Consider the following 24,387-nt stretch of genomic DNA (forward strand, 5'->3'; position numbering starts at 1 on the left):
GCACAAACGACGGCGGCCCGGTCCCCCATAAAAGGTGACCGGGCCGCCGTCGAACACTGCCCGCTTTGCTATCAGGGAACTACTTCACATGCCGTTCCTCGACGCCGTTGTATTCGCTCAGCGGGCGGATCAGCGAGTTCGCGTCCAGCTGCTCCATGATGTGCGCGGTCCAGCCGGTGATCCGGCTGGCAACGAACAGGGGCGTGAAGGTGGGGGTGTCGAAGCCCATCAGGTGGTACGTGGGGCCGGCCGGGTAGTCGAGGTTCGGCTTGATCGCCTTGGCCTCGTCCATCGCCGACTCCAGACCGTTGTACAGTCCGAGCAGCTCGGGCCGGCCGTAGTGCGCGATCATCTTATCCAGTGCCGCCTTCATGGTGGGGACCCGGGAATCGCCGTGCTTGTAGACACGGTGGCCGAAGCCCATCACCTTCTTTTTCTGGGCCAGGGCGTCCTCCATCCAGGCCTTGGCCCGGGTGGCAGCCTCGTCCAGCGACTCTTCCGGACGGATGCCGATCTCGTCGAAGGTGTGCATCACGGCCTCGTTTGCGCCGCCGTGCAGCGGGCCCTTGAGCGCGCCGATGGCACCGGTCACGGCCGAGTGCAGGTCCGAGAGCGTCGAGGTGATCACGCGCGCCGTGAACGTCGAGGCGTTGAAGGAATGCTCGGCGTACAGGATCATCGAGACGTTGAACGCCTCAACAACCTCCTGGACGGGCTCCTCGCCGAAGGCCATCCAGAGGAAGTTGGCGGAGTAGCCCAGATCGTCGCGGGGCTCCACGGGTTCAATGGGGCGTCCCGCCGCGTGACGGCGGCGTTGGTCGTAGGAAACCACCGCGGGCATCGCCGCGAACAGGTCCACGGCCTTGGCCATGTTGGCCTCGCGGGAGGAATCCTCCGCCAGCGGGTGCCGGGCGCCCATGACTGAAGCTGCCGTACGGCAGACATCCATCGGGTGCGAGGAGGTCGGCAGCGCGTCGATCACCTGTCTGACCACCGGGTCCAGTGCACGCCCGGCGCGTTCCCGCGCCGAGAACTCAGCCAGCTGCTCCGTGGTGGGCAGCTCGCCGTTCCAGAGCAGGTACGCGACTTCCTCGAAGCTGCAGTTCGCGGCAAGCTCCTGCACGGGGTAACCGCGGTAGAGCAGCGAATTGGTGTCCGGGTTCACCTTGGAGACCGCGGTGTAGTCCACCACGACGCCGGCGAGGCCCTTTTTGATCTCTTGTTCAGCCATGCTGAAACTCCTTTGTTCCTGTCGCCTGTGTTGGACCGGCCGGAACCGGGGGCCCGTTGCGGGGCCTACTGTCCCGGGATCTGGAAATTGAAAACTCCGGTATCGAAGCTGTTGTAGGCCTCGTAGTCGACGAGGTCGTACAAACGCGCCCGGGTCAGCATGGTCCCGACCTGGGCTTCCTGGCTACCGTCAGCCTTAATCGATTCCAGCGTACGCTCCGCAGCGCCCATGGCACTACGGAGCAGCGTCACCGGGTAGATGATCATGTTAACCCCGACGCCGGCGAGCTGATCCACCGTGAACAGCGCGCTCTGGCCGAACTCGGTCATATTGGCCAGGATCGGCACGTCGACAGCGTCGCGGATCGCCTGGAACTCGCTGAGATCCTTCATGGCCTCCGGGAAGATGGCGTCAGCGCCGGCGTCCACGAGCGCCCTGGCGCGGTCCTGCGTGGCCTGCAATCCGTCCGTGGCCCGGATGTCGGTTCGCGCCATGATCAGGAAGTTCGGGTCCCGCCGGGCATCTGCCGCCGCCCGGATGCGCTTGGTGGCGGTGTCGAGGTCCACCACGTTCTTGCCGTCCAGGTGGCCGCAGCGCTTCGGGTTGAACTGGTCCTCGATGTGCAGTCCGGCGAGGCCTGCGTTCTCGAGTTCCTGGACCGAGCGGGCCACATTCATCGGCTCGCCGAAGCCGGTGTCGGCGTCGACGATGCTGGGCAGGTCCGTCATCCGGGCGATCTGCCCGGCGCGGGTGGCCACCTCGGTGAGCGTGGTCAGCCCGATGTCCGGCAGGCCGAGGTCGTTGGCCAGGACGGCACCGGAAATGTAGACCCCGGCGAAGCCCTTTTCCTCAATCAGCCGGGCCGAGAGCGGGTTGAACGCGCCCGGGAACTGCTGGATCGTTCCGGACGCCAGGAGCTCGCGGAAACGGACCCGCTTCTGCTCCGGGGTGACCTTCGAGTACAGCATTTAGAAGAGTCCCTTCGGTGCGGCGGCCAGGTCGATCACGCCGTCGGCGGCCGTGATGTTCAGCTGGTCAAGTTCGCCGGCGGCAAGCTCGGGGAGCCTTGCGGCGGCGGCGAGGAAGCGTTCGATTTCTTCTTCGGCGACGAGGCCGGCGGCGAGGGAGCGGAACTTGTGGACGTACTGTTCCCGGGCGAACGGCCGGGCGCCCAGCGGGTGCGCGTCGGCGACAGCGATCGACTCGGTGATGACCGTGCCGTCCGTGAGCGTGATGACCACGGTGCCGCCGAAGGCCTTTTCGGCGATGTCCAGGGAGTGGTAGCGCCGGGTCCATTCCGGGTCCTCGACGGTGGTGACCTTGTGCCAGAGTTCCACGGTGTCCGGGCGTGCGGCGCGTTCCGGGGCGTAGGAATCAACGTGGTGCCAGGAGCCGTCCTGCAGGGCGACGGTGAAGATGTAGGGGATGGAGTGGTCCAGCGTTTCGCGGCTGGCCGTGGGGCTGTACTTCTGCGGATCGTTGGCGCCGGAGCCGATCACATAGTGGGTGTGGTGGCTGGTCTTGATCAGCACTGATGCCACGTTGGCCGGGTCGGTGACCTCGGGGTGCCCGCCGTGCAGCTTGCGGGCCAGGTCGATCCAGGCCTGCGCCTGGTACTCGGCGGAGTGTTCCTTGGTGTACGTGTCCATGATGGCGCGCTTGGCTTCGCCGGGCGTCGGCAGCGGCACGGTGTAGGAGGCGTCGGGGCCGTCCAGCATCCAGGCAATGACGCCGTCTTCGCCCTCGTAGATCGGCACCGGGGAGGTCTGGCCGCGGATGGCACGGTCCGCGGATTCGACGGCCATCTTGCCGGCGAACGCCGGGGCGTGGGCCTTCCAGGTGGAAATCTCGCCCTTGCGGGACTGCCGGGTGGCGGTGGTGGTGTGCAGGGCCTGGCCGATGGACTGGAAGATGGTCTCGACCTCAAGTCCCAGCAGGGTGCCGATGCCGGCGGCCGCGGAGGGGCCGAGGTGGGCGACGTGGTCGATCTTGTGCTTGTGCAGGCAGATGGCCTTGACCAGGTTGACCTGGATCTCGTAGCCGGTGGCGATGCCGCGGATCAGGTCCTGGCCGCTGGAGCCCACATGCTGGGCCACGGCCAGGATGGGCGGGATGTTATCGCCCGGGTGGGAGTACTCCGCGGCGAGGAACGTGTCATGGTAGTCGAGTTCGCGGACCGCGACGCCGTTGGCCCAGGCTGCCCACTCCGGGGCGACGCGCTCTTCGATGCCGAAGACCTTCGAGCCCCTGCCGCCGGTGGTGGGGCCGTGGGTCAGGGCCTGGGCGCGGGCCGCGACGATCGGGGCGCGGTTCAGCGAGGCGATGGCCACCGAGGCATTGTCGATGACACGGTTGATCACCATGTCGGTGACCTCGGCCGTGACGGCGACGGGATCCGCGGCCACCGTGGCGATCTTGAAGGCGAGCTGGTCCTCGCGGGGCAGGTTTTCCTCGCTCTTGTACACGCGGACGTGGTGTTCCTTAACCATGGTGCTCCTTCATTTAGTGAGGTACGTGGGTGTTAGTGAGGTATGTGGGTGGCTTTGACGTGGGAAAGACTGCGGTGCAGATGAAGGGTGGTGGCGGCTTCCGCCAGCCGGGGGTTGCCGGCGGCGATTGCCTCGGCGATGGCGGCGTGTTCGGCGGCGGCGGCGGTCAGCCGTTCGGCGTCGTCGGCCGCCAGCCGGCGGACACGGACCAGGTGCACGCGCAGGCTGCGCATCGCCTGGGCCAGGTAGGCATTGCAGATCGCGGCGTCGATGGCCGAGTCCAGCCGCCCGACCAGCCCGTAGTAGTCGTGCCGGGCCGGGTCCCCGGCGCTGATCAGCGCGGGGGCCAGGAGAAGTTCATTCCGGAGCTGTTCGAAGGTGGCGGCGTCGCCGCGTTCGGCAGCCAGCGCTGCGGCCCTGCACTCGAGGGTCCCGCGCAGTTCGAAGAGTTCGTCGATGTCCTCCAGCGAGATGTCGGTGACGACGACGCCGCGGCCGCCCGCCGTCGTCGTCAGTCCTTCCGCGGTGAGCCGGCTGAGGGCCTCCCGCAGCGGCGTGCGGGAGATGCCGAGGCGCCCGGACTGCTCCACTTCCGCAAGGACCGTTCCGGGGAGGAGGCGCCATGCGATGATGTCCTCGCGCAGGGCCGCATAGGCTTTATCGCTGGCGCGCATCCGGCCTCCTTCATTGGCTGACGGCTTCAGTGGCTGACGGTTTCGAGTGGCCGACGGAGTCCAGTGTATACACGCTACTCATATTTGCGCAGCATTTCCACAAAACAGGCGTAAAGACTGCAGTTCTGTATACACAGGCATTGTGTCCTGCGTCCGGACAGAGCTACCATGAGCCTCATCACATTGTCGTGGACGGGATTCAATTTCATGGTTACCAAGAACTACCAGGACAGCTACGCCCGCAGCCTGGCGAAACCCGCAGAATTCTGGCTGGAAGCCGCCGGGAAGGTCTCATGGACCACTCCGCCGCAGCAGGGCCTTGATGCCGGCAGGGCGCCGCTGTACCACTGGTTCCCTGACGGCGTCCTCAACACGTCCTACAACGCCCTGGACCGGCACGTCGAGGAAGGCCGGGGAGCGAAGGACGCCCTGATTTATGACTCCGCCATGCTCGGCACGCAGCAACGCTACAGCTATGCGGAACTCACCGATCTCGTGGCCCGCTTCGCAGGGGTCCTGCGCAGTCACGGCGTCGGCAAGGGGGACCGCGTGGTGATCTACCTGCCGATGATCCCCGAGGCCGCCATCGCCATGCTGGCCACCGCCCGCCTCGGCGCCGTGCACTCTGTTGTCTTTGGCGGCTTCGCCCCCAAGGAACTTGCCGCCCGCATCCGCGACGCCGCCCCGGCGGCAGTAGTCACGGCCTCCGGCGGCATTGAGCCCTCGCGCCGGATCGAGTACCTGCCTGCCGTCGAGGAAGCCCTCGGCCTGGCCGGAACACCGGACATACCGGTCCTGGTCAAGGCGCGGGACGGCTTTGCCTCCTCGGTTGCCGACCACGCCGGCTGGCTGGACTGGGACACCGAGATGGCCACCGCCGCGCCCGCCGCACCGGTCGACGTCAAGGCCACCGATCCCCTCTACATCCTGTACACCTCGGGAACCACCGGCGCCCCCAAGGGTGTGGTGCGGGACAATGGCGGCCATGCCGTGGCGCTGCGCTGGACCATGGAGAACATCTACGACGTCGGCCCCGGCGACGTGATGTGGACCGCCTCCGACGTCGGCTGGGTCGTAGGGCACTCCTACATCGTGTACGGGCCGCTGCTGGCCGGCGCCACGACGGTGATCTACGAAGGAAAGCCCGTCGGCACCCCCGACGCCGGAGCCTTCTGGCGGGTGATCCAGGACCACAAGGTCAACGTGCTCTTTACCGCGCCCACCGCCCTGCGCGCCATCCGGAAGGCCGACCCGGAGGCGAAACTGCTGGAAAAGTACGACATGTCCAGCCTGCGGACCCTGTTCGCGGCCGGCGAGCGGCTGGACACCGACACATACCACTGGGCCTCCCGGATCCTCGGCGTACCGGTGGTGGACCACTGGTGGCAGACCGAGACCGGCTGGGCCATCTGCGCCAACCCGCGCGGGCTCGATGAGCTGCCCATCAAGGCCGGCTCGCCCAGCGTGCCAATGCCCGGCTTCAAGCTCAACATCGTCGACGGTACCGGCGAGGACGTCGAAGCCGGGACGGAAGGGAACATCGTCCTGGCCCTTCCACTGCCGCCGGGCACCCTGACCACGCTCTGGGGCGACGACGAGCGCTATATCTCCTCCTACCTCCAGGCGTTCGAGGGTTACTACGCCACCGGCGACTCCGGCTACCGGGACGACAACGGCTACCTATTCGTGATGGGCCGGACCGACGACATCATCAACGTGGCCGGCCACCGGCTCTCCACCGGGGCCATGGAACAGGTGATCGGCCAGCACCCGGCGGTGGCCGAGTGCGCCGTCATCGGCGTTGCTGACCCGCTCAAGGGACAACATCCCAGCGGCTACGTGGTGCTAAAATCGGGAGTCGACATCCCCGCGGAGACCCTGGTCAAGGAGCTGATTGCCCTGGTCCGCCGCGACATCGGTGCCGTGGCGGACTTCAAGCACGTCACCGTCGTGGACGCGCTGCCCAAGACCCGCTCGGGAAAGATCCTGCGCAAGACCATGCGCCAGATCGCCGACGGCGACGACTATGTGGTTCCGTCCACCATCGAGGACGCAGGCGTGATCGACCAGCTCATCGAGACCCTGCGCCCCGCCGCCCACAGAATGACCGGGGCGTAGCCGCGTCACGCACTGCGGGCTTTTGGGCGCCTCCGGCAGGCCCGACGGCGGGAATCCGGCAGTGCGACGGCGGAACCCTCCCAAAACTCTGCGGTGCGTGACGCCCGGCGGGGGAGTACCTGGCCGTCAGGCCCCTGCGCTACGGTCCCGGCCGGGTCCAGCGGTATTCGTTCTCCGGCCGGCCGGGGGCGCCGTAACGCGCAGCGCGGGAGGCCGTGCCGGCGTCGGCCAGGTACTCGAGGTAACGCCGCGCGGTCACCCGTGACATGCCGAGCGCGTCCATCACTTCACTGGCAGACACAGCCCCGGTCTGCTGCTTCATGAAGTCCTGCACGGACTCCAGAGTGGACTCCGACAGTCCCTTCGGCAGCGGCAGCTCGGAGGGTGCCCGGAGGCTCGCGAACGCCTGGTCAACATCACTCTGTGAGGCGCCGGCCCCGGAATGACCCGTGCCGGGGGAGGCCAGCTGTTGCCGGAAGAGCCGGTAGCTGGCCAGCTTGTCCGCGAAGGTGGCGTAGGTGAACGGCTTGATCAGGTACTGGACCACACCGGTGGCCACCGCGCTGCGGACGATGTTCAGTTCGCGGACGGCGGTGATGGCGATGATGTCCGCGAAGAGGCCCGCGGCCCGCATCCGGCGGGCGATGTCGAGCCCGTGCAGGTCCGGGAGGTTCATGTCCAGCAGCACCAGCTCCACCGGATTCCCGGCGGCGGCGAACTCCGTCATCAGCCGCAGGGCGGTCTGCCCGTCGGGGGCCGAGCCGGCGAGCGTGAATCCTGCCAGCCGGCCGATATAGGCCGCATGGGCGGCCGCGGCGATCGGCTCGTCCTCGACGACGAGTACGCGGATGGCGCTCACTGCTGTCCCTTCGTCGTAGTGGTCAGTGACGTCGCCGGCGATGCCGCCTGTGCCGTCGGCAGCGTGATGTGGAACAGTGCCCCGGCCGGGCTGCTGATGGTCATGCTACCGCCCAGGCGGTGCACCGCCTGCCGGACCAGAGCCAGCCCGAGGCCGCGGCCGTAGGGTCCCGCCGCCTTGGTGCTGAAGCCATGCCGGAAAATGTCCTCCACGGCCTCCGGATCGATCCCCGGCCCGCTGTCCTCCACCGTGATCTCCAGAGCCCCGGCGACGGTCTCGACCGTCAGGTCCACGAGCCGGGGCGCCGGAGCCTCGGCCGCGGCGTCGATGGCGTTGTCCAGCAGGTTGCCCAGGATCGCCACAAGGTCCTGGACGGCCAGGCCGGTCACGGCGGTGGGGCCGGTCCTGTTCCCTGCGGTGGTGAGGGTCAGTTCGACGCCGCGCTCGTGGGCCTCGGCGGCCTTGCCCATGATCAGGGCACCGAGCACGGGTTCCTCGATGGAGCTCACCACGTCATCGGTCAGCCGCTGGCTGAGTTCGAGGTCCCTGGTGGCGAAATCCAGTGCTTCGGCGCCGCGGCCCAGCTCCATCAGCGAGACGATCGTGTGCAGCCGGTTGGCGTGTTCGTGGGTCTGGGCGCGGAGGGCATCGGAGAGTGTGCGCATGGTTTCGAGTTCGCTGCCCAGCGATTCGATCTCGGTGCGGTCCCGGATCGTGGCCACGGTGCCGAAAACTGCCGCGCGCTGCCGTCCCCAGTCGTCGCCCGGTCCCACCGCAGGGCCCTGGTTCACCACGAGGATCCGCGGGCCGGTCAAATGGATCTCATCGAGCGCGGTCCTGCCCGATTCGAACAGCTCCTTGAGGCTCGGGGCCAGCGGCAGTTCGGCGAGCGACGGCGCCGCCAGGCTGCGGCCGCCCCGCTGGTCCGGCGGTGAGCCGCCGTCGGACGGGCCGGGCGGGAGTCCCATCAGCACGGCGGCCTGATCGTTGTACATCACCACCCGGCCCTTGGGGTCGATCAGGATGACGCCCTCGCGCACCGAGTGGAGGACCGATTCGTAGTAGGCGAAGAGCTGGGCCAGCTGCTCCGGACCCCATCCCCGCGTCACTTGGCGCAGGTATCGCCCCAGCAGCCAGGACGCCATCGAACCGCCCGCGAGCAGGGCCAGGCCCAAAGCCACGAGGGCCGGCAGCCGGCCGGAGACGGCGACATCCACGGTCCGGACCGTGACGCCGGCGGAGACGAGCGCCAGGACGGTACCGTCCGCGTCCCTCACCGGCGCGATGGTGCGGACCGAGGGACCCAGGGTGCCGGCGGTGATTTCGGTGAAGATCCGGCCGTCCAGAGCCGTGTCGATCGAACCGATATACGGCTTCCCCAGCTCCTCTTCGCGGGGGTGGGTCCACCGGGTGCGGTCCGGGGCCATGATCGTGATGAAATCCGCATCCGCATCCTGCATAACCTTCAGGGCATAAGGCTGGAGCAGCGCTGACGGATCGGCGGTGCCCGCCGCCTCCCGCACGAAGGGTGTGTCGGCCATCGCGACCGCAATGCCGGCCATCCGCCGGCCGGCCTCCTCATAGGCGGAGTCGCGCGCATCAACGAAAGAGGCCGTACCGACGATGGCCGTCAGCGCCACCATAAACAGCAGATGGGCCACAAAAAGCCTGCGGGCGATGCTCCAGCGGTGGATCATCAACACCTTCCATGACCAATATGAACGCAAGGGTGATGCGCGTCACCCCGTCATCAATGATGGGGTTACACACTAAACGGACGTGATGGGGCCCGCAGCCTGCGCCGCACCAGTGTCCAGCCTATCCAAGGAGAACACCATGGCCTCTCAACGAGGAGAGTCAGCGGCGCCCGCCGCGACCGCGGTCAAGAAGCGCAAGGGACTCGACAAGTCCCATTACCTGTACATCGCCGTCATTGTGGCCGTCGTCCTCGGCGCCCTGGTCGGACTGCTGTTCCCCGAGGTAGGCAAGTCCCTCAAGCCACTGGGCGACGGATTCATCAAACTCATCAAGATGATGATTGCCCCGATCATCTTCTGCACCATTGTGCTGGGCATCGGCTCCATCGCCAAGGCTGCCACCGTCGGCAAGGTCGGCGGGCTGGCCCTGGGCTACTTCATCGTGATGTCAACGTTCGCGCTCGCCATCGGCCTCGTGGTGGGCAACCTGATCCACCCGGGCGAGGGCCTCAAGCTCGCCGCCTACGATCCGAACAAGAAGGCTGCCACGGACAGTACGGTCGATTTCCTGCTGGGCATCATCCCCAGTGACATCCCGGTGCTGCCGACCCTCTTTGCAGCAATCCTGGTGGGCTTCGCGCTCCAGAAGATGGGCACCCAGGGCGCCCCGATCCTCAAGGCCATCGGACACGGGCAGGTCCTCGTGTTCCGGATCCTCATCATGATCATGTGGGTCGCCCCGGTGGGTGCCTTCGGTGCGATCGCCGCCGTCGTCGGCGCCACCGGTGTCCAGGCCATCGTCAGCATGGCAACCCTGATGGTCGCCTTCTACGCTACTTGTGCGCTGTTCATCGCTGTGATCCTCGGCGGGCTACTCAAGGTCGTGACCGGCATGAATATCTTCCGTCTCATGAAGTACCTCGGCCGTGAATACCTGCTGATCTTTTCGACCTCGTCCTCCGAAGCCGCCCTGCCCCGCCTGATCGCGAAGATGGAGCACCTCGGAGTGTCCAAGCCGGTCGTCGGCGTCACGGTTCCCACCGGATATTCTTTCAACCTTGACGGCACGGCCATCTACCTGACCATGGCTTCCCTGTTCGTCGCCAACGCCATGGGCACCCCGCTGGACCTGGGTGCACAGGTTTCCCTGCTGGTCTTTATGATCATCGCTTCCAAGGGTGCCGCCGGCGTTACCGGCGCCGGACTGGCCACCTTGGCTGCCGGACTCCAGGCGCATGCGCCCCAGCTTCTGGGCGGCGTGGGCATAATCGTCGGCATCGACCGCTTTATGTCCGAGGCCCGCGCGCTGACCAACTTCACCGGCAACGCCGTCGCCACCGTGCTGATCGGCACCTGGGTCAAGGAGATCGACGGCGAACAGGTTGAACGGGTTCTCTCCGGAAACGAGCCCTTCGATGAACAGACCATGCTGGCCGGACACGGTGAGCACCACACCGCCGCGGATGCCGCCGCTGAGCCGGCCCGCCCGGTGATGGCGAACGCCTGACCCGCAGCGACCCCGGGGCCGGCACCGCAGCAGATCAGCGGCAGCCGGACCCCGGTGAACCGCCCGGACGCCAGCTGGCATCCGGGCGGTTTTTCCTGACACGGCCGTAACCTTCGACTTCAACCAGAAGGTTGAGGCTCAAATATCGGCCGCTGTCAAAGTCCGCCGAATACCGTGTCGGGCGCTGTAACCTTGGGAGGAATAAGATCGGCGCTGGAAGCCCAGGGTTTAAGTACCAAGGGCTTGAGTACCTGAGTACCAAGGGTTTAAGTATCAAGCAGGCAGCAATACCAAGCACCACAATCACCGTCATCGAAAGTGTGGATAGATACGTGAGCAGCGAACAGGGTTCAGCAACTCTGGAAGGCACCGAACTGGATCTGGAAGACGCCATTATGGGCCCCACCGGGCGCCCTTATCGCGACTTTCCGGAGCCGGCACCGCTGTCATCCCACGGCCCCGCGCGGGTCATCGCCATGGTCAACCAGAAGGGCGGAGTGGGGAAAACCACCTCCACCATCAACCTGGCGGCTGCGCTGGCCGAATTCGGCCGCCGTGTGCTCGTGGTGGACTTCGACCCGCAGGGTGCACTCTCCGCAGGCCTCGGCATTAACCCGCACGAACTGGATCTCACGGTCTACAACGTCCTGATGGACCGCAAGGTGGACATCCGCGATGCCATCCACAAGACCGGTGTGGAAAATTTGGATCTGCTCCCGGCCAACATAGACCTCTCCGCCGCGGAAGTGCAGCTCGTCAACGAAGTGGCGCGCGAACAGGTGCTGGACCGGGCGCTGAAGAAGGTTGAGGATGACTACGACGTCGTCCTCATCGACTGCCAGCCCTCACTGGGCCTGCTGACCGTCAATGCGCTGACCGCCTCCCACGGCGTCATCATCCCGCTGATCTGCGAGTTCTTCGCCCTTCGTGCTGTGGCGCTGCTCGTCGAGACTATCGACAAGGTCCAGGACCGCCTGAACCCGCGGCTCCAGGTCGACGGCGTCCTCGCCACGATGTACGACGCCCGCACCCTGCACAGCCGCGAGGTCATCTCCCGCCTCGTGGAGGCCTTCGGCGACAAGGTCTTCGAGACCGTCATCAAACGCTCCATCAAGTTCGCCGACGCCACCGTCGCCGCCGAGCCCATCACCAGCTATGCCGGCAACCACATCGGCGCCGACGCCTACCGCAACCTCGCCAAAGAACTTATTTCGCGCGGCGGCGCGCCCTAGCCAGGTCCATGGCAAAGTCAGGCGCTCCCACGGCGGAGCTTGAGGTGCCGGCGGGGCTTGAGGTGCCGGCGGGGCTTGAGGTGCCGGCGGGGCTTGACTCCGGGCTGGATGGACCTGCGGGCCCGGAAGTTCCGCCGCCGCCGGGCGCCGGCAAGAAGCCCGGTTTCGAGGTCCGGCTGGCCAACTTCACCGGGCCCTTCGATCTCCTGCTTGGCCTGATTTCCAAGCATCAGCTGGACATCACCGAGGTGGCACTGTCCACGGTCACCGATGAATTCATCAAGTACATTAAGGCCCTGCAGAAGCAGGGGGCGGATTGGGCCCTGGACGAGGCCAGCGAATTCCTCGTCATCGCCGCCACGCTGCTGGACCTCAAGGCCGCCCGGCTGCTTCCCGCCGGCGAGGTCGAAGACGATGAGGACATCGCGCTGCTGGAAGCCCGGGACCTGCTCTTCGCCAGGCTCCTGCAGTACAAGGCCTTCAAACACGTGGCCGGCATGATCGGCTCCACGCTGGAACTCGAGGCCCGGCGCTACCCGCGGCAGGTCGCGCTGGAGGCGCACTTCGCCGCGTTGCTCCCGGAGCTCATTTGGCGGTACACCCCGCAGCAGTTCGCCGCCCTGGCGGAAGCCGCCCTGAAGCCCAGGGAAGCCGCCCCGGCTACGGTTGGCCTGGCGCACCTCCACGGCTCGCCGGTCAGCATCAGGGAACAGGCCGAGCTGCTGGGCCACCGGTTACGGCTCGGCGCCCCGCTCACGTTCCGGGCCCTGATCGCCGACGCCGAATCCACCCTCGTGGTGGTGGCACGGTTCCTGGCGCTGCTGGAAATGTTCCGGGATCAGGTGGTCGCCTTCGACCAGCTGGTGCCTCTGGGCGACCTGACCGTGCGCTGGACCGCCCACCGCGGGAACTGGAGCAGCGACACCCGCGAAGAATATGAAGAATATGAAGAATATGAGGATCGGCCGTGAGCGGGACCCAGCCTGAGCCGGCAGCCGCCGGGACAGGGTCCGCGGCGGCAACGCCGGAAGCAGCAGCAGACGCGGGGCTCGCAAGCCTTCCCGGTGGCGCCCGCGCGGCCCTCGAGGCCGTGCTGATGGTGATCGACCAGCCGGCCACGGCCACCGAGCTGGCCGCGGGACTGAACCTCACCGTCGACGTCGTCGAGCAGCTGCTCGCGGAACTGCAGCGGGAGTATGGCGGTTATACTGTTAATGCCCCGGACGTGGATGACGCCAGTTTCAACGGCTTCGGTTCCACCCCCCGGGGTTTTGAATTGCGGAGTATCGCCGGAGGCTGGCGGATCTATTCCCGCGCCGAATTCGCCGAAATTGTCGGTGCTTTCGTGCTGGAGGGACAGACAGCCAGGCTGACGCAGGCGGCGCTCGAAACGCTCGCCGTCATCGCTTACCGCCAGCCCGTATCCAGGGCGCGGGTGTCTGCAATTCGGGGAGTCAATGTTGACTCTGTCGTGCGGACGCTGACGCAGCGCGGGCTGATCGAGGATTCGGGACTGGAACCTGTTTCCGGGGCCATCCTGTACCGGACGACGTCGTATTTCCTGGAGCGCACGGGAATCGGCTCGGTGGCGGAACTGCCGCAGCTTTCACCCCATCTTCCGGGGCTGGAAGGCATCGAAGAGTTCTACGACGCAGGAAGAATGTAGGCAGGGACCACTGCCTGCGCACGAGTATCCACCAGGGCAGAACTATTTTGCCCCAGCCGGCGGGTGTTGTCGGGAGACAGCGGCCGTCGGCCAACAAACGAAGGACGGGTCATGACACAGGCGGGACGCCAGAGTTCACCACGTAACAGTTCGGGACGCAACAGTGCCGGACAAAACAGTGCCGGACAGAACAGTTCGGGACGAAACAGTGCCGGACAAAACCCGGCGCAGGGCTCAGGCCGCGGCGCACAGGGCGGTTCCGGCCGCCCCCAGCAAGACGGCACCGGACGCCCGGCACAGGGCAGGAACGGCCGCAGCTTCCAGGGCGGCGGTAGTCGCACCGGCGGGGCTGGCTTTAAGGGCGGCGGAGACCGCCCCTTCAAGCACCCCAAGCCCCGCGAAGAGGCCTTCATCGATCCGGACCTGCAGGGCCCCGACGGCTCAGCCGCAGACCGCCCGGCCCCCGGCGACTGGAAGTCCAACGGGCCTTCCGGAAAGGGAGCCGGGCGCAAGCCCGCCGCCCGCAAACCAGGTTTTGGCAAGCCAGGTTTTGGCAAAGAGCCGGGGACTCCCGGTGCCCTGAAGCCCAAGCCCCGCACCGGCGCCGCGAAGTTCGCCGGCCCCCGCGCTTTCGGCAGCGAACGCTTCGGCCAGAATCTGGGCCCCGTGCGCAAGCCGGCCCGCAAGCGCGGACCCCGCGCCGAGGTGCCCCAGTCTGACCTGCACGACCAGGACGGCACCCGCCTCCAGAAGGTCATGGCTTCGGCCGGCGTCGCCTCACGGCGCGTCTGCGAGGAAATGATCGCCGAAGGCCGCGTCGAGGTCGACGGCCAGGTGGTCACCGAGCTCGGCGTCCGCGTCGATCCCACCACCGCGGTGATCCACGTCGACGGTCTCCGCATCCAGCTGGACGAGAACATGGTCTACATGGTGTTCAACAAGCCCAAGGGTGTTGTCTCCACGATGGAAGACCCGGACGGCCGGCCCTGCGTCAGCGACTTCGTCCGCAACAACCACGGCGAACGCCTCTTCCATATCGGCCGGCTCGACGTCTCCACCGAGGGACTGCTGCTGCTGACGAACGACGGCGAACTCGCCAACCGCCTCACGCACCCGTCCTACGAAGTCCCCAAGACCTACCTCGTGCAGGTCCGCGGGCCGTTCCCGCAGGGCATCGGCGCCGAACTCAAGGGCGGCGTCGAGCTCGAAGACGGCATCGCCTCGGTGGACTCCTTCAAACTCGTGGATTCCACCCCGGGCCACGTGCTGATCGAGGTGGTGCTGCACTCGGGCAAGAACCGGATCGTCCGGCGGCTCTTTGACGCCGTCGGCTTCCCGGTGCTGCGCCTGGTCCGGGTCAAGGTCGGCCCCATCGGCCTGGGCGACCAGCGCCAGGGCAGCATCCGCAACCTCGGCAAGCAGGAAGTCGGCCACCTGCTGGCATCCGTAGGGTTGTAGGGCATGTCCGCCTTTCGCACCCACGGCCGCGGCCACTTGATCGGTCCGGTGGTGGTCGTGGGCACCGGGCTCCTGGGCACCAGCATCGGGCTGGGGCTCCGGGGCCGCGGAGTGGCAGTGTTCCTCTCCGACCCCTCGCCCACCCATCAGGCCGTCGCCGTCGACATCGGCGCCGGCCTGCCTTTGGCGCGCCTTGACGGGGATCAGCCCGAGCTCGTGGTGGTCGCCGCGCCGCCGGACGTCACCGCTGAGGTGGTGGACCGGGCCCTCGCGGACTACCCGCAGGCCGTCGTCGTTGACATCGCCAGTGTCAAGGCCGGAATCCTGGCCGATCTGCGTGCCCGCGGCGCGGACCTTGGCCGCTATGTGGGAACCCACCCCATGGCCGGCCGGGAGAAGTCCGGGCCCGTCGCTGCCCGCGGCGAGCTCTTCACGTCGATGCCGTGGGTGCTGTGCCCCTCGGAAGAGACACTGCCCGAGTCGCTCCAGGCGGCACGCGCGCTGGCCGGCGACCTCGGCGCCGTCGTCTCCGAATTCGGAGCCGGGGAACACGACGAGGCAGTGGCGCTTGTCTCGCACCTGCCCCAGGTGGTGGCCTCGCTCGTGGCCAGCCGGCTGCAGGGCACGCCCCTGCATGCGCTGTCCTTGGCCGGCAACGGACTGCGGGACGTCACCCGCATCGCCGCCAGCGATCCCACCCTCTGGGTGCAGATCCTGGGCGCGAACGCGGATAAAGTGGTGGACGTCCTGCATGGGGTCCGCGAGGACCTCAACCGGGTGATCGGCACGCTCGAGAACCCGACGGCGCCCGGTGCGAGGCTGGACCTCGCGCAGCTGATCAGCGAGGGCAACGCAGGCCAGTCCCGCATTCCGGGCAAGCATGGCGGGCCGCCGCAGGCATACTCCTGGCTGACGGTCCTGGTGGATGACACCCCGGGACAGATCGCCAGGCTCCTCACGGAGATCGGCGAGATCGGCGTCAACCTCGAGGATCTCCGTCTGGACCATTCCTCGGGCCAGAACGTTGGCATGGTGGAGATCTCCGTACTGCCGAACAAACACGACCTGTTAATCGAAGCCCTCAATGACCGCGGATGGCAGGTACTCCAGTAATGACCCAGGAACTCATCGAGATTGTGGACGTTCTCCGCCCGGGCAAAAGCCTCGTGGTGGCCATCGACGGCCCGTCCGGCTCCGGCAAGTCCAGCGTCAGCAAAGAGGTGGCCCGCCGGCTGAAACTGGCGTACCTCGACACCGGCGCCATGTACCGTGCCCTGACGTGGTTCTGCCTTGACCGCGGCACGGACCTGGCGGACCGGGCCGCCGTCGAGGCCGCGTCCAAGAGCCTGCCGCTGGAGATCAGCACGAGCCCGCTGGAGGAGTACGTGCGCGTCGGGGGGACCGACGTCACGCTCGCGGTCCGTGAACCGTCGATTTCCGCCGCGGTGAGTGCCGTCGCCACCACTCTCGGCGCCCGCACCGAACTGATCCGGCGCCAGCGTGAGCTGATCGAACAGCACCACCGCCGGATGGTGGTGGAGGGCCGCGACATTACCACCGTCGTCGCGCCCCACGCCGAAGTGCGGCTGCTGCTCACCGCCAGCGAAGAGGCGCGCCTGCGCCGCCGGGGCATGCAGCTCGGCGGCAGCCAAAGCGCCGAACAGCTTGCCGCGCAGGTCACCGGGCGTGATGCCAGGGACTCCACGGTGGTGAACTTCAGCCAGGCCGCCGACGGCGTCGTCACGCTGGATTCCTCGGAACTGGACTTTGCCCAAACCGTCGACGCGGCGCTCAGTATCGTGACCGGCATCATCGACCACAAGGCGATCAACCGTGACTGAGGCGCGGACGCGGAGTGACGCAGATCCGGCGCTCCCGGCCCGCTGGACCACGGCGTGGAGCCGGCCGGTCGGCTGGATCCTGGACCATGTCCTCTACCGGACCTCGGTGTCGGGACGTTCGAACGTGCCGGCGGCGGGTCCGGTGATCTTCGCCGCAAACCACATCAGTTTCCTCGACGGGCCGGTCATGTTCGGGGCCTCGCCCCGTGCCATGCACATCCTGGTCAAGAAGGAAATGTTCGCTGGCCGGCTGGGCCGGGTGCTGCAGGCCTCCGGCCAGCTCCCCGTTAACCGCGCGGGGGACCGTGCAGCCCTCCACCTGGCCAAGCGGGTGCTCGACGCCGGACGGTGCGTCGGGATTTTGCCGGAGGGAACGCGGGGGAGCGGCGAAGCCGCCGCGATCAACAACGGCGTGGCCTGGCTCGCGCTGAACTCCCGGGCCACCGTGGTCCCCGTGGCCATCCTTGGCACCCGGATCGGCGGCGAACACCTCGACGCCGTTCCCCGGTTCCGCCGGCGGCTGCACGTCAGCTTCGGCGGGGCCCTCAATGTCAGCCGCAGGCCCGGCGAGACCGGGCGTGTTTCAATGGACAGGGCCGGAACCGAGATCCGCGCCGCGCTGGCCCGCCATGTCCAGGACTCCATCCTCAGAACCGGGCAGCCCCTGCCCGACGCGGATTCCCCGCAAGAACGCCATGAAGCAGTAGCCGGGACGCCGGCAGATCACCCCATAAGGAAAGTGCAATGAGCGATACGACTCAAACCTCCGGCCACATTGGCGCCGGCGAAGACGAATACACGCCCACCGGCACGGACCAGGTGGCCGAGCATCTTGCCGCCCTGGACGACGAGGAAGCAGAGGTCCGCGCGGCCTCCCTCCGGGCCGGCCTGGACGACTATGAGCTGGATGAGGAAGACGCCGCCCTCCTGAGCGGCGATTACGACGACGAGGACTTCGACGGTCCGGTCAAGCTTGACCCGGTCCTGGCCATCATCGGCCGGCCCAACGTGGGCAAGTCCACCCTGGTCAACAGGATCCTGGGCCGCCGCGAGGCCGTCGTGGAAGACACCCCCGGAGTCACCCGCGACCGTGTGATGTACTCCGCGACCTGGAACGGCCAGAACTTCACGGTGGTTGATACCGGCGGCTGGGAGCACGACGCCCGCGGCATCCACGCCCGCGTCGCCGAGCAGGCCGAAATGGCCGTCGAACTCGCCGACGCCGTGCTGTTCGTCGTCGACTCCGCCGTCGGTGCCACCGCCACGGACGAAGGCGTCGTGAAGATGCTCCGCAAGTCCAAGAAGCCGGTCATCATGGTGGCCAACAAGGTGGATGACTTTGCGCAGGAAGCCGACTCGGCTTCGCTCTGGGGCCTCGGCTTTGGCGAGCCGTACCCGGTCTCCGCCCTCCACGGCCGCGGCGTGGCCGACCTGCTGGACCACGTTATCGACACGCTCCCCGAGTTCTCCACGATTGAAGGACTCGAGCGCTCCGGTGGCCCCCGCCGCATCGCCCTGATCGGGCGCCCGAACGTCGGCAAGTCCTCGCTGCTGAACAAGCTGGCCGGTTCCGAGCGGGTCGTGGTGGACAACACTGCCGGGACCACGCGGGACCCGGTCGATGAGTTCATCGAACTCGGCGACCGCACCTGGCGCTTCGTCGACACCGCCGGCATCCGCCGCCGCCAGCACATGGCCCAGGGCGCGGACTACTACGCCTCGCTGCGTACCCAGAGTGCGCTGGAAAAGGCCGAGGTGGCGGTTGTGCTCCTCGCCGTGGACGAAGTGCTCAGCGAGCAGGATGTCCGCATCCTGCAGCTGGCCATCGAATCCGGCCGCGCGCTGGTTCTGGCTTTCAACAAGTGGGATCTGCTGGACGACGAGCGCCGCAGCTACCTGGAGCGAGAAATCGAGCAGGACCTGGCCCACGTGGCCTGGGCGCCGCGCGTCAACATCTCGGCGCTGACCGGCTGGCACAAGGACAAGCTGGTACCGGCGCTGGACACCGCCCTGGAAAGCTGGGACAAGCGCATCCCCACCGGCCGGCTTAACGCCTTCCTCGGCGAGCTTGTGGCCGCGCACCCGCACCCGGTCCGCGGCGGCAAGCAGCCCCGCATCCTCTTCGGCACCCAGGCCTCCAGCCGCCCGCCGAAGTTCGTGCTCTTCACCACCGGGTTCCTCGAACCGGGCTACCGCCGCTTCATCACCCGCCGGCTCCGCGAAACCTTCGGCTTTGAGGGCACGCCGATCGAGGTCAACATGCGGGTCCGCGAAAAGCGCGGCAAGAAGCGCTGATTCCGGCCCGCCCGTCCGGGAGGTGCTGAACGTGTCACTGGCCCACCCCGGAATCGTGTAAGCTTTTGGAGGTGGTTCGGCCGGACTGCTCGGATGAAATCCCTTGGATACACAAGAGGATTACATCGTGAGCGGAGAACGGCGGAATCAACGGGCTGTAGCGCAGCTTGGTAGCGCACTTGACTGGGGGTCAAGGGGTCGCAGGTTCAAATCCTGTCAGCCCGACCAACAGAACGTACCCCGCCATTCCCTCTAAGGGAGTGGCGGGTTTTTCTGTTTCCCGGCACGGATATTGGGTCCTGTTACGGGGTCCTGTTGCCGGGTCCTGTTTTTACGGCCCGTCAGGATTCGCGGACCACCGGTGGAACGCCCAAGCAGATCGGTGGATCGAGGCTAAGCTGGGTCCGTGCATACCGTGGGTTCCCGTGTACGGATCGTGGTGGCCGATGACCATCCGCTGTTCCGGCGTGCGCTGGTGCAGACGATCAGGGATCAGCCTGAATTTGAACTTGTCGGCCAGGCCTCGGATGGCGGCCACGCGATGGAGCTGATCCGCGAACTATCGCCGAATGTCGCGGTGCTCGATATCCGGATGCCCGTACTCGATGGCCTCCAGGTGGTCAATGCCCTGTGTCGCGACGAGCTTTCCACCCGGGTTATTCTTCTTTCCGCCTATGTCGACGGTTCGGTGGCCTTCGACGCCGTGGCCGCAGGTGCCAGCGCCTATCTCTCGAAGAGCGTTGACCCGCAGCTCCTCACGGACACCATACGGGCCGTGAGTCGGGGTGAGACAGTGCTCGGGTCCGATGTGCAGGCCTCGTTGGCAGCCGAAATCCGCCTCCGGGGCGCACAGGCTCGCCCCGCTCTATCCAAGCGTGAACTCGAGATACTCGTGCACGTCGCTGGGGGTCGGTCTGCCCCGCAAATAGCGGAACTCCTCTTTCTGTCCACCCCAACCATCAAGAGTCATCTTCAGGGCCTGTATGAGAAGCTCGGGGTATCGGATCGCGCCGCGGCAGTGGCGGAGGGGATGCGACGCGGACTGCTGGAATGACTCCGCGTACCCGCCTGATGTCTCGCCCCAGCGGAGCTTTGGCCGTCATCCGGTTGGTTGCGGTGCCCGTGTTCTTCCTGGCCGAACGTCTCGTGGAACACCCTGAGGCGAATCAAGCTCCGTTCACCCCGATGCTGCTGCTCGCCGCTCTCTACGCCGCTGCCGCCATGGCCTCGGAACTGCGCAGCCGCCCGCTCATCAACCCGGCCGTGCTCACCACCGTCGACATCATCTTGATTGCTGCCCTCGTGGCAACCTCGGGAGGTCCGTTCTCGCAGCTTCGATACGCGTTCTTCCTGTTGCCCATTGGTGCGGCGCTGCTGATGAACCCCCGCTTGACTGCAACGTTCTCGGCAGCCGGACTGGTTTTGTACGCCCTCATTGCCGTCACCTACCCGGAATCCACCCAGGTCCGGAGGGACGCCGTGGGGTTCGAAGTTACGCAGATTCTGTTTCTGGCCTGGACCGGCGCCGCTGCAACCGTCCTGTCGGCGATTCTGGCCCGCCGGACGCGCGAAGTCTCGGAGCTTTCCGCGGTCCGAGGCCGTCTCGTGGCGCAAGCCCTCGATGCTGAAGACCAGGCGCGAAAAATGTTGGCGACGTCGCTGCACGATCACGCCCTTCAGAATCTCCTTGCGGCCCGCCACCTTCTGGGGTCCGAGGGGCGCGAGAACGCCATGTTGATCAGCGAGGGCCTGGACCGCGGCATCTCGCAGATACGGGAGGCCGTCTTTGACCTCCACCCGTATGTCCTCGATCCAGTGGGACTTCGCGGTGCTATCCACGCCATCGCCGCTCGCGCGGGCGATCGCGGGGGGTTCGCGGCCTTCGTCGAGGTCCAGCCGGCCGCGAGTGGAGTACACGATCAGCTGCTGTTCGCGATCGCCCGTGAGCTGGTCTCCAACTGTGTCCAACACGCCCACGCCGACACCCTGTCGATTTCTGTCCGGAGGCTTCCCGACACGGTCGAGATGATGGTGGTTGACGACGGTGTGGGGATCGATGTGAGCGAAGTTGAGCAAGCTCCGCTGAATGGGCATATTGGTCTTGCCTCCTGCGCCGAGCGTGCCTCGGCGATCGGAGGAAGCTTCGAATATGCGGCCGGCAAAGACGGTCGCGGAACACAGGTCCGGGTGAGCCTGCCGATGCCGGCGCGCGCCAAAGCGGCCTGATCGACGCCCGGTGGAGCCAATCGGAGGACCTTCGATCGGCTCCAGCGCCTAGCTGAAGTTTCATTCGGTTGTCTCTCCGGGTGCGGACGGTCAAACTGCAAGACTGGGCTCATGGATCAGGTGAGTGCTACGCGCAGCGAGCTTCTGGCACGACGCGGCCAGATCAGGCTCGCAGTTCAGGGCCGGGATCTGCTGAGTGAAAAGCGGGCGGCCCTGATGAAAGAGTTTCAACGACTCGGTACCTCCGTGCTCGAGGCAATGCGCGAGCTCGAACGCGGCGCGGCAGCCGCCCGGCGGGCGCTCGGGGAGGCCCTCGCGTTGGATGGTCCGGAATTCGTCGGATCTGCGGCGGTCGCCGCCTCGTCCAGCATCGGTGTTGAGCTCACCACCCGCTCGGTGGCCGGGGTGCGGATCGCTGAACTGTCCCACGAACCAGTGGCGCGATCGAGTATGGCACGCGGCTACGGGCTGCCCTTCTCGTCGGCACGAGTCGATGTCGCCGGCGACGCCTTCGAGCGTCAAATGGAGCGGCTCCTGGATCTCGCGGCGGTCGAACTGACGCTGCGGCGCCTCGCCGAAGAGATTGCCAGCACGACACGGCGCGTGAGCGCACTCGAGCACGTTGTGATACCCCGGCTCGAGGGTGAGCGCGACTTCATCGCCCTGGTGCTGGACGAACGCGAACTGGAGGACAGGGTGCGGCTGATGCGCGCGAAGAGCATGCGGATGGATGCCCGCGACGAAGTGGTGGTTCTCGCGTGACGGCCCGGGGCGAGCTGAACACGCCGGGCGCGCTGGACGCCATCCGGGATCTGGAACGCGCGCTGTCGGACCGGGTAAAGCACCGTGCGTTCGCCGCCGAAAGCTCTCAGGTTGCCCGGCGGGAGGCTGACGATCTCCTCGCCGAAGCACGTGAGCGTGGTGCGCGTGCGGCGGAGCGCACCCGCCAGGACGTCCGTTTAGCCACCGAGATCGAGACCGCGTCGATCCTGGCGGGAGCGGACGACGAGATCGCCGCGATCCACCTGCGGGTGACCACGATGCGGGCCGAACTGCTTGCCGGTATGCGGGCCGTCGCTCTTCCGGAAGCGCACGATCCTAAGGAGGCGTGACTGATGCTAATTCCCATGGCCAAACTGCAGATCGCAGGCCAGCGAGAGCAGCTGAGTGCAGTTCTCGAAGGCATTTACCGGCTCCAGGGCATGCAACTGGTCGACGTATCCAAGGACTCCGCGCTCGACGTCGACGCGGCCGGGCTCGATGCCGCGAACGCCGGCTCGCAGGCGCGTCTTGAACTCCTTGTCGCCCGCCTCGACGCGCTTCTCACCCTGATTCGAAGCGATGACAACCTCGAACCTCTTACCAAGGGCGACCCCGATCCTGTCCGCGGCGCCGTTGACCTGTCCGCCGTCGAGGCCGAACTCGATCGCGTCAGCATCCTGGTGGAGGCGGCTGCCCGACGGCTCGATACGCTCGCGGATGAGCTGGCGGTGCTGCCCCGGTACCTGAATCCGCTGGAAAAGTTGGCGAATCTGGTACCCGAGCTCGCGGGCCTCAGCGAGAACGAATTGCAGAAGCTCGGGCTGGACACTGCGGCTCTTGTGCTGAGCACCTCCGATGACACGTTGGTGGACACGCTACGGAGTGAGCTCACCCAGGAATTCGGAGCCCGCTTCGACCTCACCTCGGCCCGGGTCGGTGCTGACGCGATCGGGTGTCTGCTCGTGTTCTCACACCGCGATACCGCACGCCTTCACACCCTTCTGGGCCAGGAGCACGTCCGGCACCTGCCGCTTCCGGGCGCGTACTCCGGCCAGTCCCTCTTTGGAGCTCTGGCTGCGATGCGCACCCGGCTGGATGCGCTGCCGGACGAAATCACGGACGCTCATCAGGCACTGGAAGAGCTCATCCGGCCGCATGCGGTGGCGTGGCACACCACGCTGGCGGGCGCGCGCGCCGAACTCGAGCAGCTCGCTGCCGCGGCCGCGGTAGGAGTGACCGAGCGTGCGTTCGCCATCGTCGGGTGGGTCCCGCGTACGGGCGTGGCTCGTTTCATCGACCAACTCCACGGTCTTTCGCTGGGCCCGCTCGTGATCGAGGAACTGCCCCACAATGTGCGTGCACACAGCACACCGGTGCTGATGAAAGAGCGACGCGCGGCGAGGCCGTTCGGTTTTCTGACCCGGTTTCTCGACAACCCGCGCGCCGCGAGTCTGGATCCGACCGGGCTGATGGCAATATTCTTGCCGCTGATGTTCGGTGTGATGGTCGGCGACGTCGTGTACGGGGCCCTGCTTCTTCTCGCCGGGGTGTGGGCGCGACGAAAATTCGGCAAGGATTCGCCCGCCGTCGCGGACCTGTGCAGCGTCCTGGTCTTCGGTGCGATCTGGGCAATCATCTTCGGATTCCTCTTCGGGGAAGCTCTGGGTAATCTCGGGAAGAACGTGTTCGGCGACTTTTCGCTGTGGTTCTACCGCGGCGGAGCAGACGCATTGCAGCCGCTCCTGCTCTTTGCCCTCGCCATCGGGGCCGCGCACGTACTGCTCGGAGTTGTCCTCGGCATGTGGCAATCCTGGCGGGACCGCGCACACCGGCAGTTCCTCGACCGCCTGGGCACGTTCGCCTTCCTCTGCGGAATGCTCGCCGTGGCGGGTTTCGCGGCAGGAGCCCTGCCGCCGGGGTTCATGACGCCAGCCATAGCACTGACGGTGGTGGGGCTGGTTCTCGTGATGTCACTCCACGGCACTCTGGGGCTCATGATGGGGCCGCTGGAGCTGCTCGGTGCGATCGGGAACATCCTCTCCTATCTGCGCCTGGCAGCCGTCGGCCTCGCATCGGTGTACCTCGCCATCGTCGCCAACGAGCTCGCCACCGTCGGACCGCTCTGGCTCGGCATCATCGTCGCGACGTTCTTTCACGTACTCAATCTCGCCCTCGCCGGATTCAGCCCCTTGATCCAGGCACTGCGACTTCACTACGTCGAGTTTTTCTCGAAATTCTTCATCGGCGGCGGCCACGCCTTCACCCCGTTCGGAACAACCCGCTAACAACCAAGCCGCTAACAACCAAGCCGCCAACAACCAACCCGCAAACA

Annotated in this window: 21 protein-coding genes and 1 tRNA gene; 16 read left to right on the forward strand and 6 right to left on the reverse strand. The window is 66.7% G+C overall.

The features are described from left to right. Positions 1-79 precede the first annotated feature (79 nt). The 4 genes from RCH07_RS11530 to RCH07_RS11545 form a co-directional block, all read right to left on the reverse strand. Positions 80-1,231 carry a bifunctional 2-methylcitrate synthase/citrate synthase gene (locus RCH07_RS11530; RefSeq protein WP_326967606.1) on the reverse strand — a complete coding sequence of 384 codons (1,152 nt, stop codon included), beginning with the start codon at positions 1,229-1,231 and terminating at the stop codon, positions 80-82. A 65-nt stretch (positions 1,232-1,296) separates the two neighbouring features. Further along, the gene (gene prpB, locus RCH07_RS11535) at positions 1,297-2,199 is read right to left on the reverse strand and encodes a methylisocitrate lyase (RefSeq protein ID WP_326967607.1); all 903 of its coding nucleotides are present in this window, start codon (positions 2,197-2,199) and stop codon (positions 1,297-1,299) included. Next, positions 2,200-3,720, reverse strand: a complete 1,521-nt coding sequence (locus RCH07_RS11540) for an MmgE/PrpD family protein (RefSeq protein ID WP_326967608.1) — start codon at positions 3,718-3,720, stop codon at positions 2,200-2,202. A gap of 32 nt (positions 3,721-3,752) precedes the next feature. Beyond that, the gene (locus RCH07_RS11545) at positions 3,753-4,394 is read right to left on the reverse strand and encodes a GntR family transcriptional regulator (protein WP_326967609.1); all 642 of its coding nucleotides are present in this window, start codon (positions 4,392-4,394) and stop codon (positions 3,753-3,755) included. Positions 4,395-4,601: 207 nt separating this feature from the next. Between RCH07_RS11545 and RCH07_RS11550 the strand changes: the two genes are divergently transcribed. Further along, a complete protein-coding gene (locus tag RCH07_RS11550) occupies positions 4,602-6,512 on the forward strand; it encodes a propionyl-CoA synthetase (RefSeq protein ID WP_326967644.1) in 1,911 nt (636 codons plus the stop codon). 139 nt (positions 6,513-6,651) lie between these two features. Here RCH07_RS11550 and RCH07_RS11555 read toward each other — a convergent pair whose 3' ends face one another. After that, positions 6,652-7,371 (reverse strand): response regulator, encoded by a 720-nt coding sequence (locus tag RCH07_RS11555; protein WP_326967610.1) that lies wholly within the window; start codon positions 7,369-7,371, stop codon positions 6,652-6,654. Then, positions 7,368-9,068 carry a sensor histidine kinase gene (locus RCH07_RS11560; protein ID WP_326967611.1) on the reverse strand — a complete coding sequence of 567 codons (1,701 nt, stop codon included), beginning with the start codon at positions 9,066-9,068 and terminating at the stop codon, positions 7,368-7,370. Before RCH07_RS11560 ends, RCH07_RS11555 begins: the two co-directional genes overlap by 4 nt. Positions 9,069-9,207: 139 nt before the next feature. On the opposite strand from RCH07_RS11560, the gene RCH07_RS11565 reads away from it, so the two are divergent. The 15 genes from RCH07_RS11565 to RCH07_RS11635 all read left to right on the forward strand — a co-directional run bounded on the left by RCH07_RS11565 (position 9,208) and on the right by RCH07_RS11635 (position 24,340). After that, positions 9,208-10,575, forward strand: a complete 1,368-nt coding sequence (locus RCH07_RS11565) for a cation:dicarboxylate symporter family transporter (RefSeq protein ID WP_326967612.1) — start codon at positions 9,208-9,210, stop codon at positions 10,573-10,575. A gap of 332 nt (positions 10,576-10,907) precedes the next feature. Next, positions 10,908-11,807, forward strand: a complete 900-nt coding sequence (locus tag RCH07_RS11570) for a ParA family protein (protein ID WP_326967613.1) — start codon at positions 10,908-10,910, stop codon at positions 11,805-11,807. A gap of 8 nt (positions 11,808-11,815) precedes the next feature. Then, on the forward strand, positions 11,816-12,778 hold the full coding sequence (locus tag RCH07_RS11575; RefSeq protein ID WP_326967614.1) for a segregation and condensation protein A: 963 nt from the start codon (positions 11,816-11,818) through the stop codon (positions 12,776-12,778). Further along, entirely contained in the window at positions 12,775-13,473 is a 699-nt protein-coding gene (scpB, locus tag RCH07_RS11580) for an SMC-Scp complex subunit ScpB (protein WP_442784821.1), read from the forward strand. Before RCH07_RS11575 ends, scpB begins: the two co-directional genes overlap by 4 nt. A 111-nt stretch (positions 13,474-13,584) precedes the next feature. Beyond that, the gene (locus RCH07_RS11585) at positions 13,585-14,931 is read left to right on the forward strand and encodes a pseudouridine synthase (protein ID WP_326967615.1); all 1,347 of its coding nucleotides are present in this window, start codon (positions 13,585-13,587) and stop codon (positions 14,929-14,931) included. A 3-nt stretch (positions 14,932-14,934) separates the two neighbouring features. Beyond that, positions 14,935-16,044 carry a prephenate dehydrogenase gene (locus RCH07_RS11590; RefSeq protein WP_326967616.1) on the forward strand — a complete coding sequence of 370 codons (1,110 nt, stop codon included), beginning with the start codon at positions 14,935-14,937 and terminating at the stop codon, positions 16,042-16,044. Beyond that, positions 16,044-16,772 (forward strand): (d)CMP kinase, encoded by a 729-nt coding sequence (gene cmk, locus RCH07_RS11595; protein WP_326967617.1) that lies wholly within the window; start codon positions 16,044-16,046, stop codon positions 16,770-16,772. The genes RCH07_RS11590 and cmk overlap by 1 nt, the downstream gene beginning before the upstream one ends. After that, positions 16,765-17,520 (forward strand): lysophospholipid acyltransferase family protein, encoded by a 756-nt coding sequence (locus tag RCH07_RS11600; RefSeq protein ID WP_442784822.1) that lies wholly within the window; start codon positions 16,765-16,767, stop codon positions 17,518-17,520. Before cmk ends, RCH07_RS11600 begins: the two co-directional genes overlap by 8 nt. After that, positions 17,517-19,067, forward strand: a complete 1,551-nt coding sequence (gene der / locus RCH07_RS11605) for a ribosome biogenesis GTPase Der (RefSeq protein ID WP_326967618.1) — start codon at positions 17,517-17,519, stop codon at positions 19,065-19,067. The genes RCH07_RS11600 and der overlap by 4 nt, the downstream gene beginning before the upstream one ends. Positions 19,068-19,218: 151 nt before the next feature. After that, positions 19,219-19,295 (forward strand) — tRNA-Pro (locus RCH07_RS11610). A 178-nt stretch (positions 19,296-19,473) separates the two neighbouring features. Continuing rightward, positions 19,474-20,121: a response regulator transcription factor gene (locus RCH07_RS11615; protein ID WP_326967619.1), complete on the forward strand. Its 648-nt coding sequence runs from the start codon at positions 19,474-19,476 to the stop codon at positions 20,119-20,121. A 38-nt stretch (positions 20,122-20,159) separates the two neighbouring features. Beyond that, complete coding sequence (locus RCH07_RS11620; protein WP_326967620.1) at positions 20,160-21,293, forward strand: sensor histidine kinase; 1,134 nt, start codon at positions 20,160-20,162, stop codon at positions 21,291-21,293. A 111-nt stretch (positions 21,294-21,404) separates the two neighbouring features. Further along, entirely contained in the window at positions 21,405-22,055 is a 651-nt protein-coding gene (locus RCH07_RS11625; protein WP_326967621.1) for a V-type ATP synthase subunit D, read from the forward strand. Then, positions 22,052-22,405 (forward strand): hypothetical protein, encoded by a 354-nt coding sequence (locus RCH07_RS11630; protein WP_326967622.1) that lies wholly within the window; start codon positions 22,052-22,054, stop codon positions 22,403-22,405. The genes RCH07_RS11625 and RCH07_RS11630 overlap by 4 nt, the downstream gene beginning before the upstream one ends. 15 nt (positions 22,406-22,420) lie before the next feature. Next, a complete protein-coding gene (locus tag RCH07_RS11635; RefSeq protein ID WP_326967623.1) occupies positions 22,421-24,340 on the forward strand; it encodes a V-type ATP synthase subunit I in 1,920 nt (639 codons plus the stop codon). Positions 24,341-24,387 lie beyond the last annotated feature (47 nt).

The sequence above is a fragment of the Arthrobacter sp. CG_A4 genome (assembly GCF_035985125.1).
In the GTDB taxonomy this organism is placed as follows: domain Bacteria; phylum Actinomycetota; class Actinomycetes; order Actinomycetales; family Micrococcaceae; genus Arthrobacter.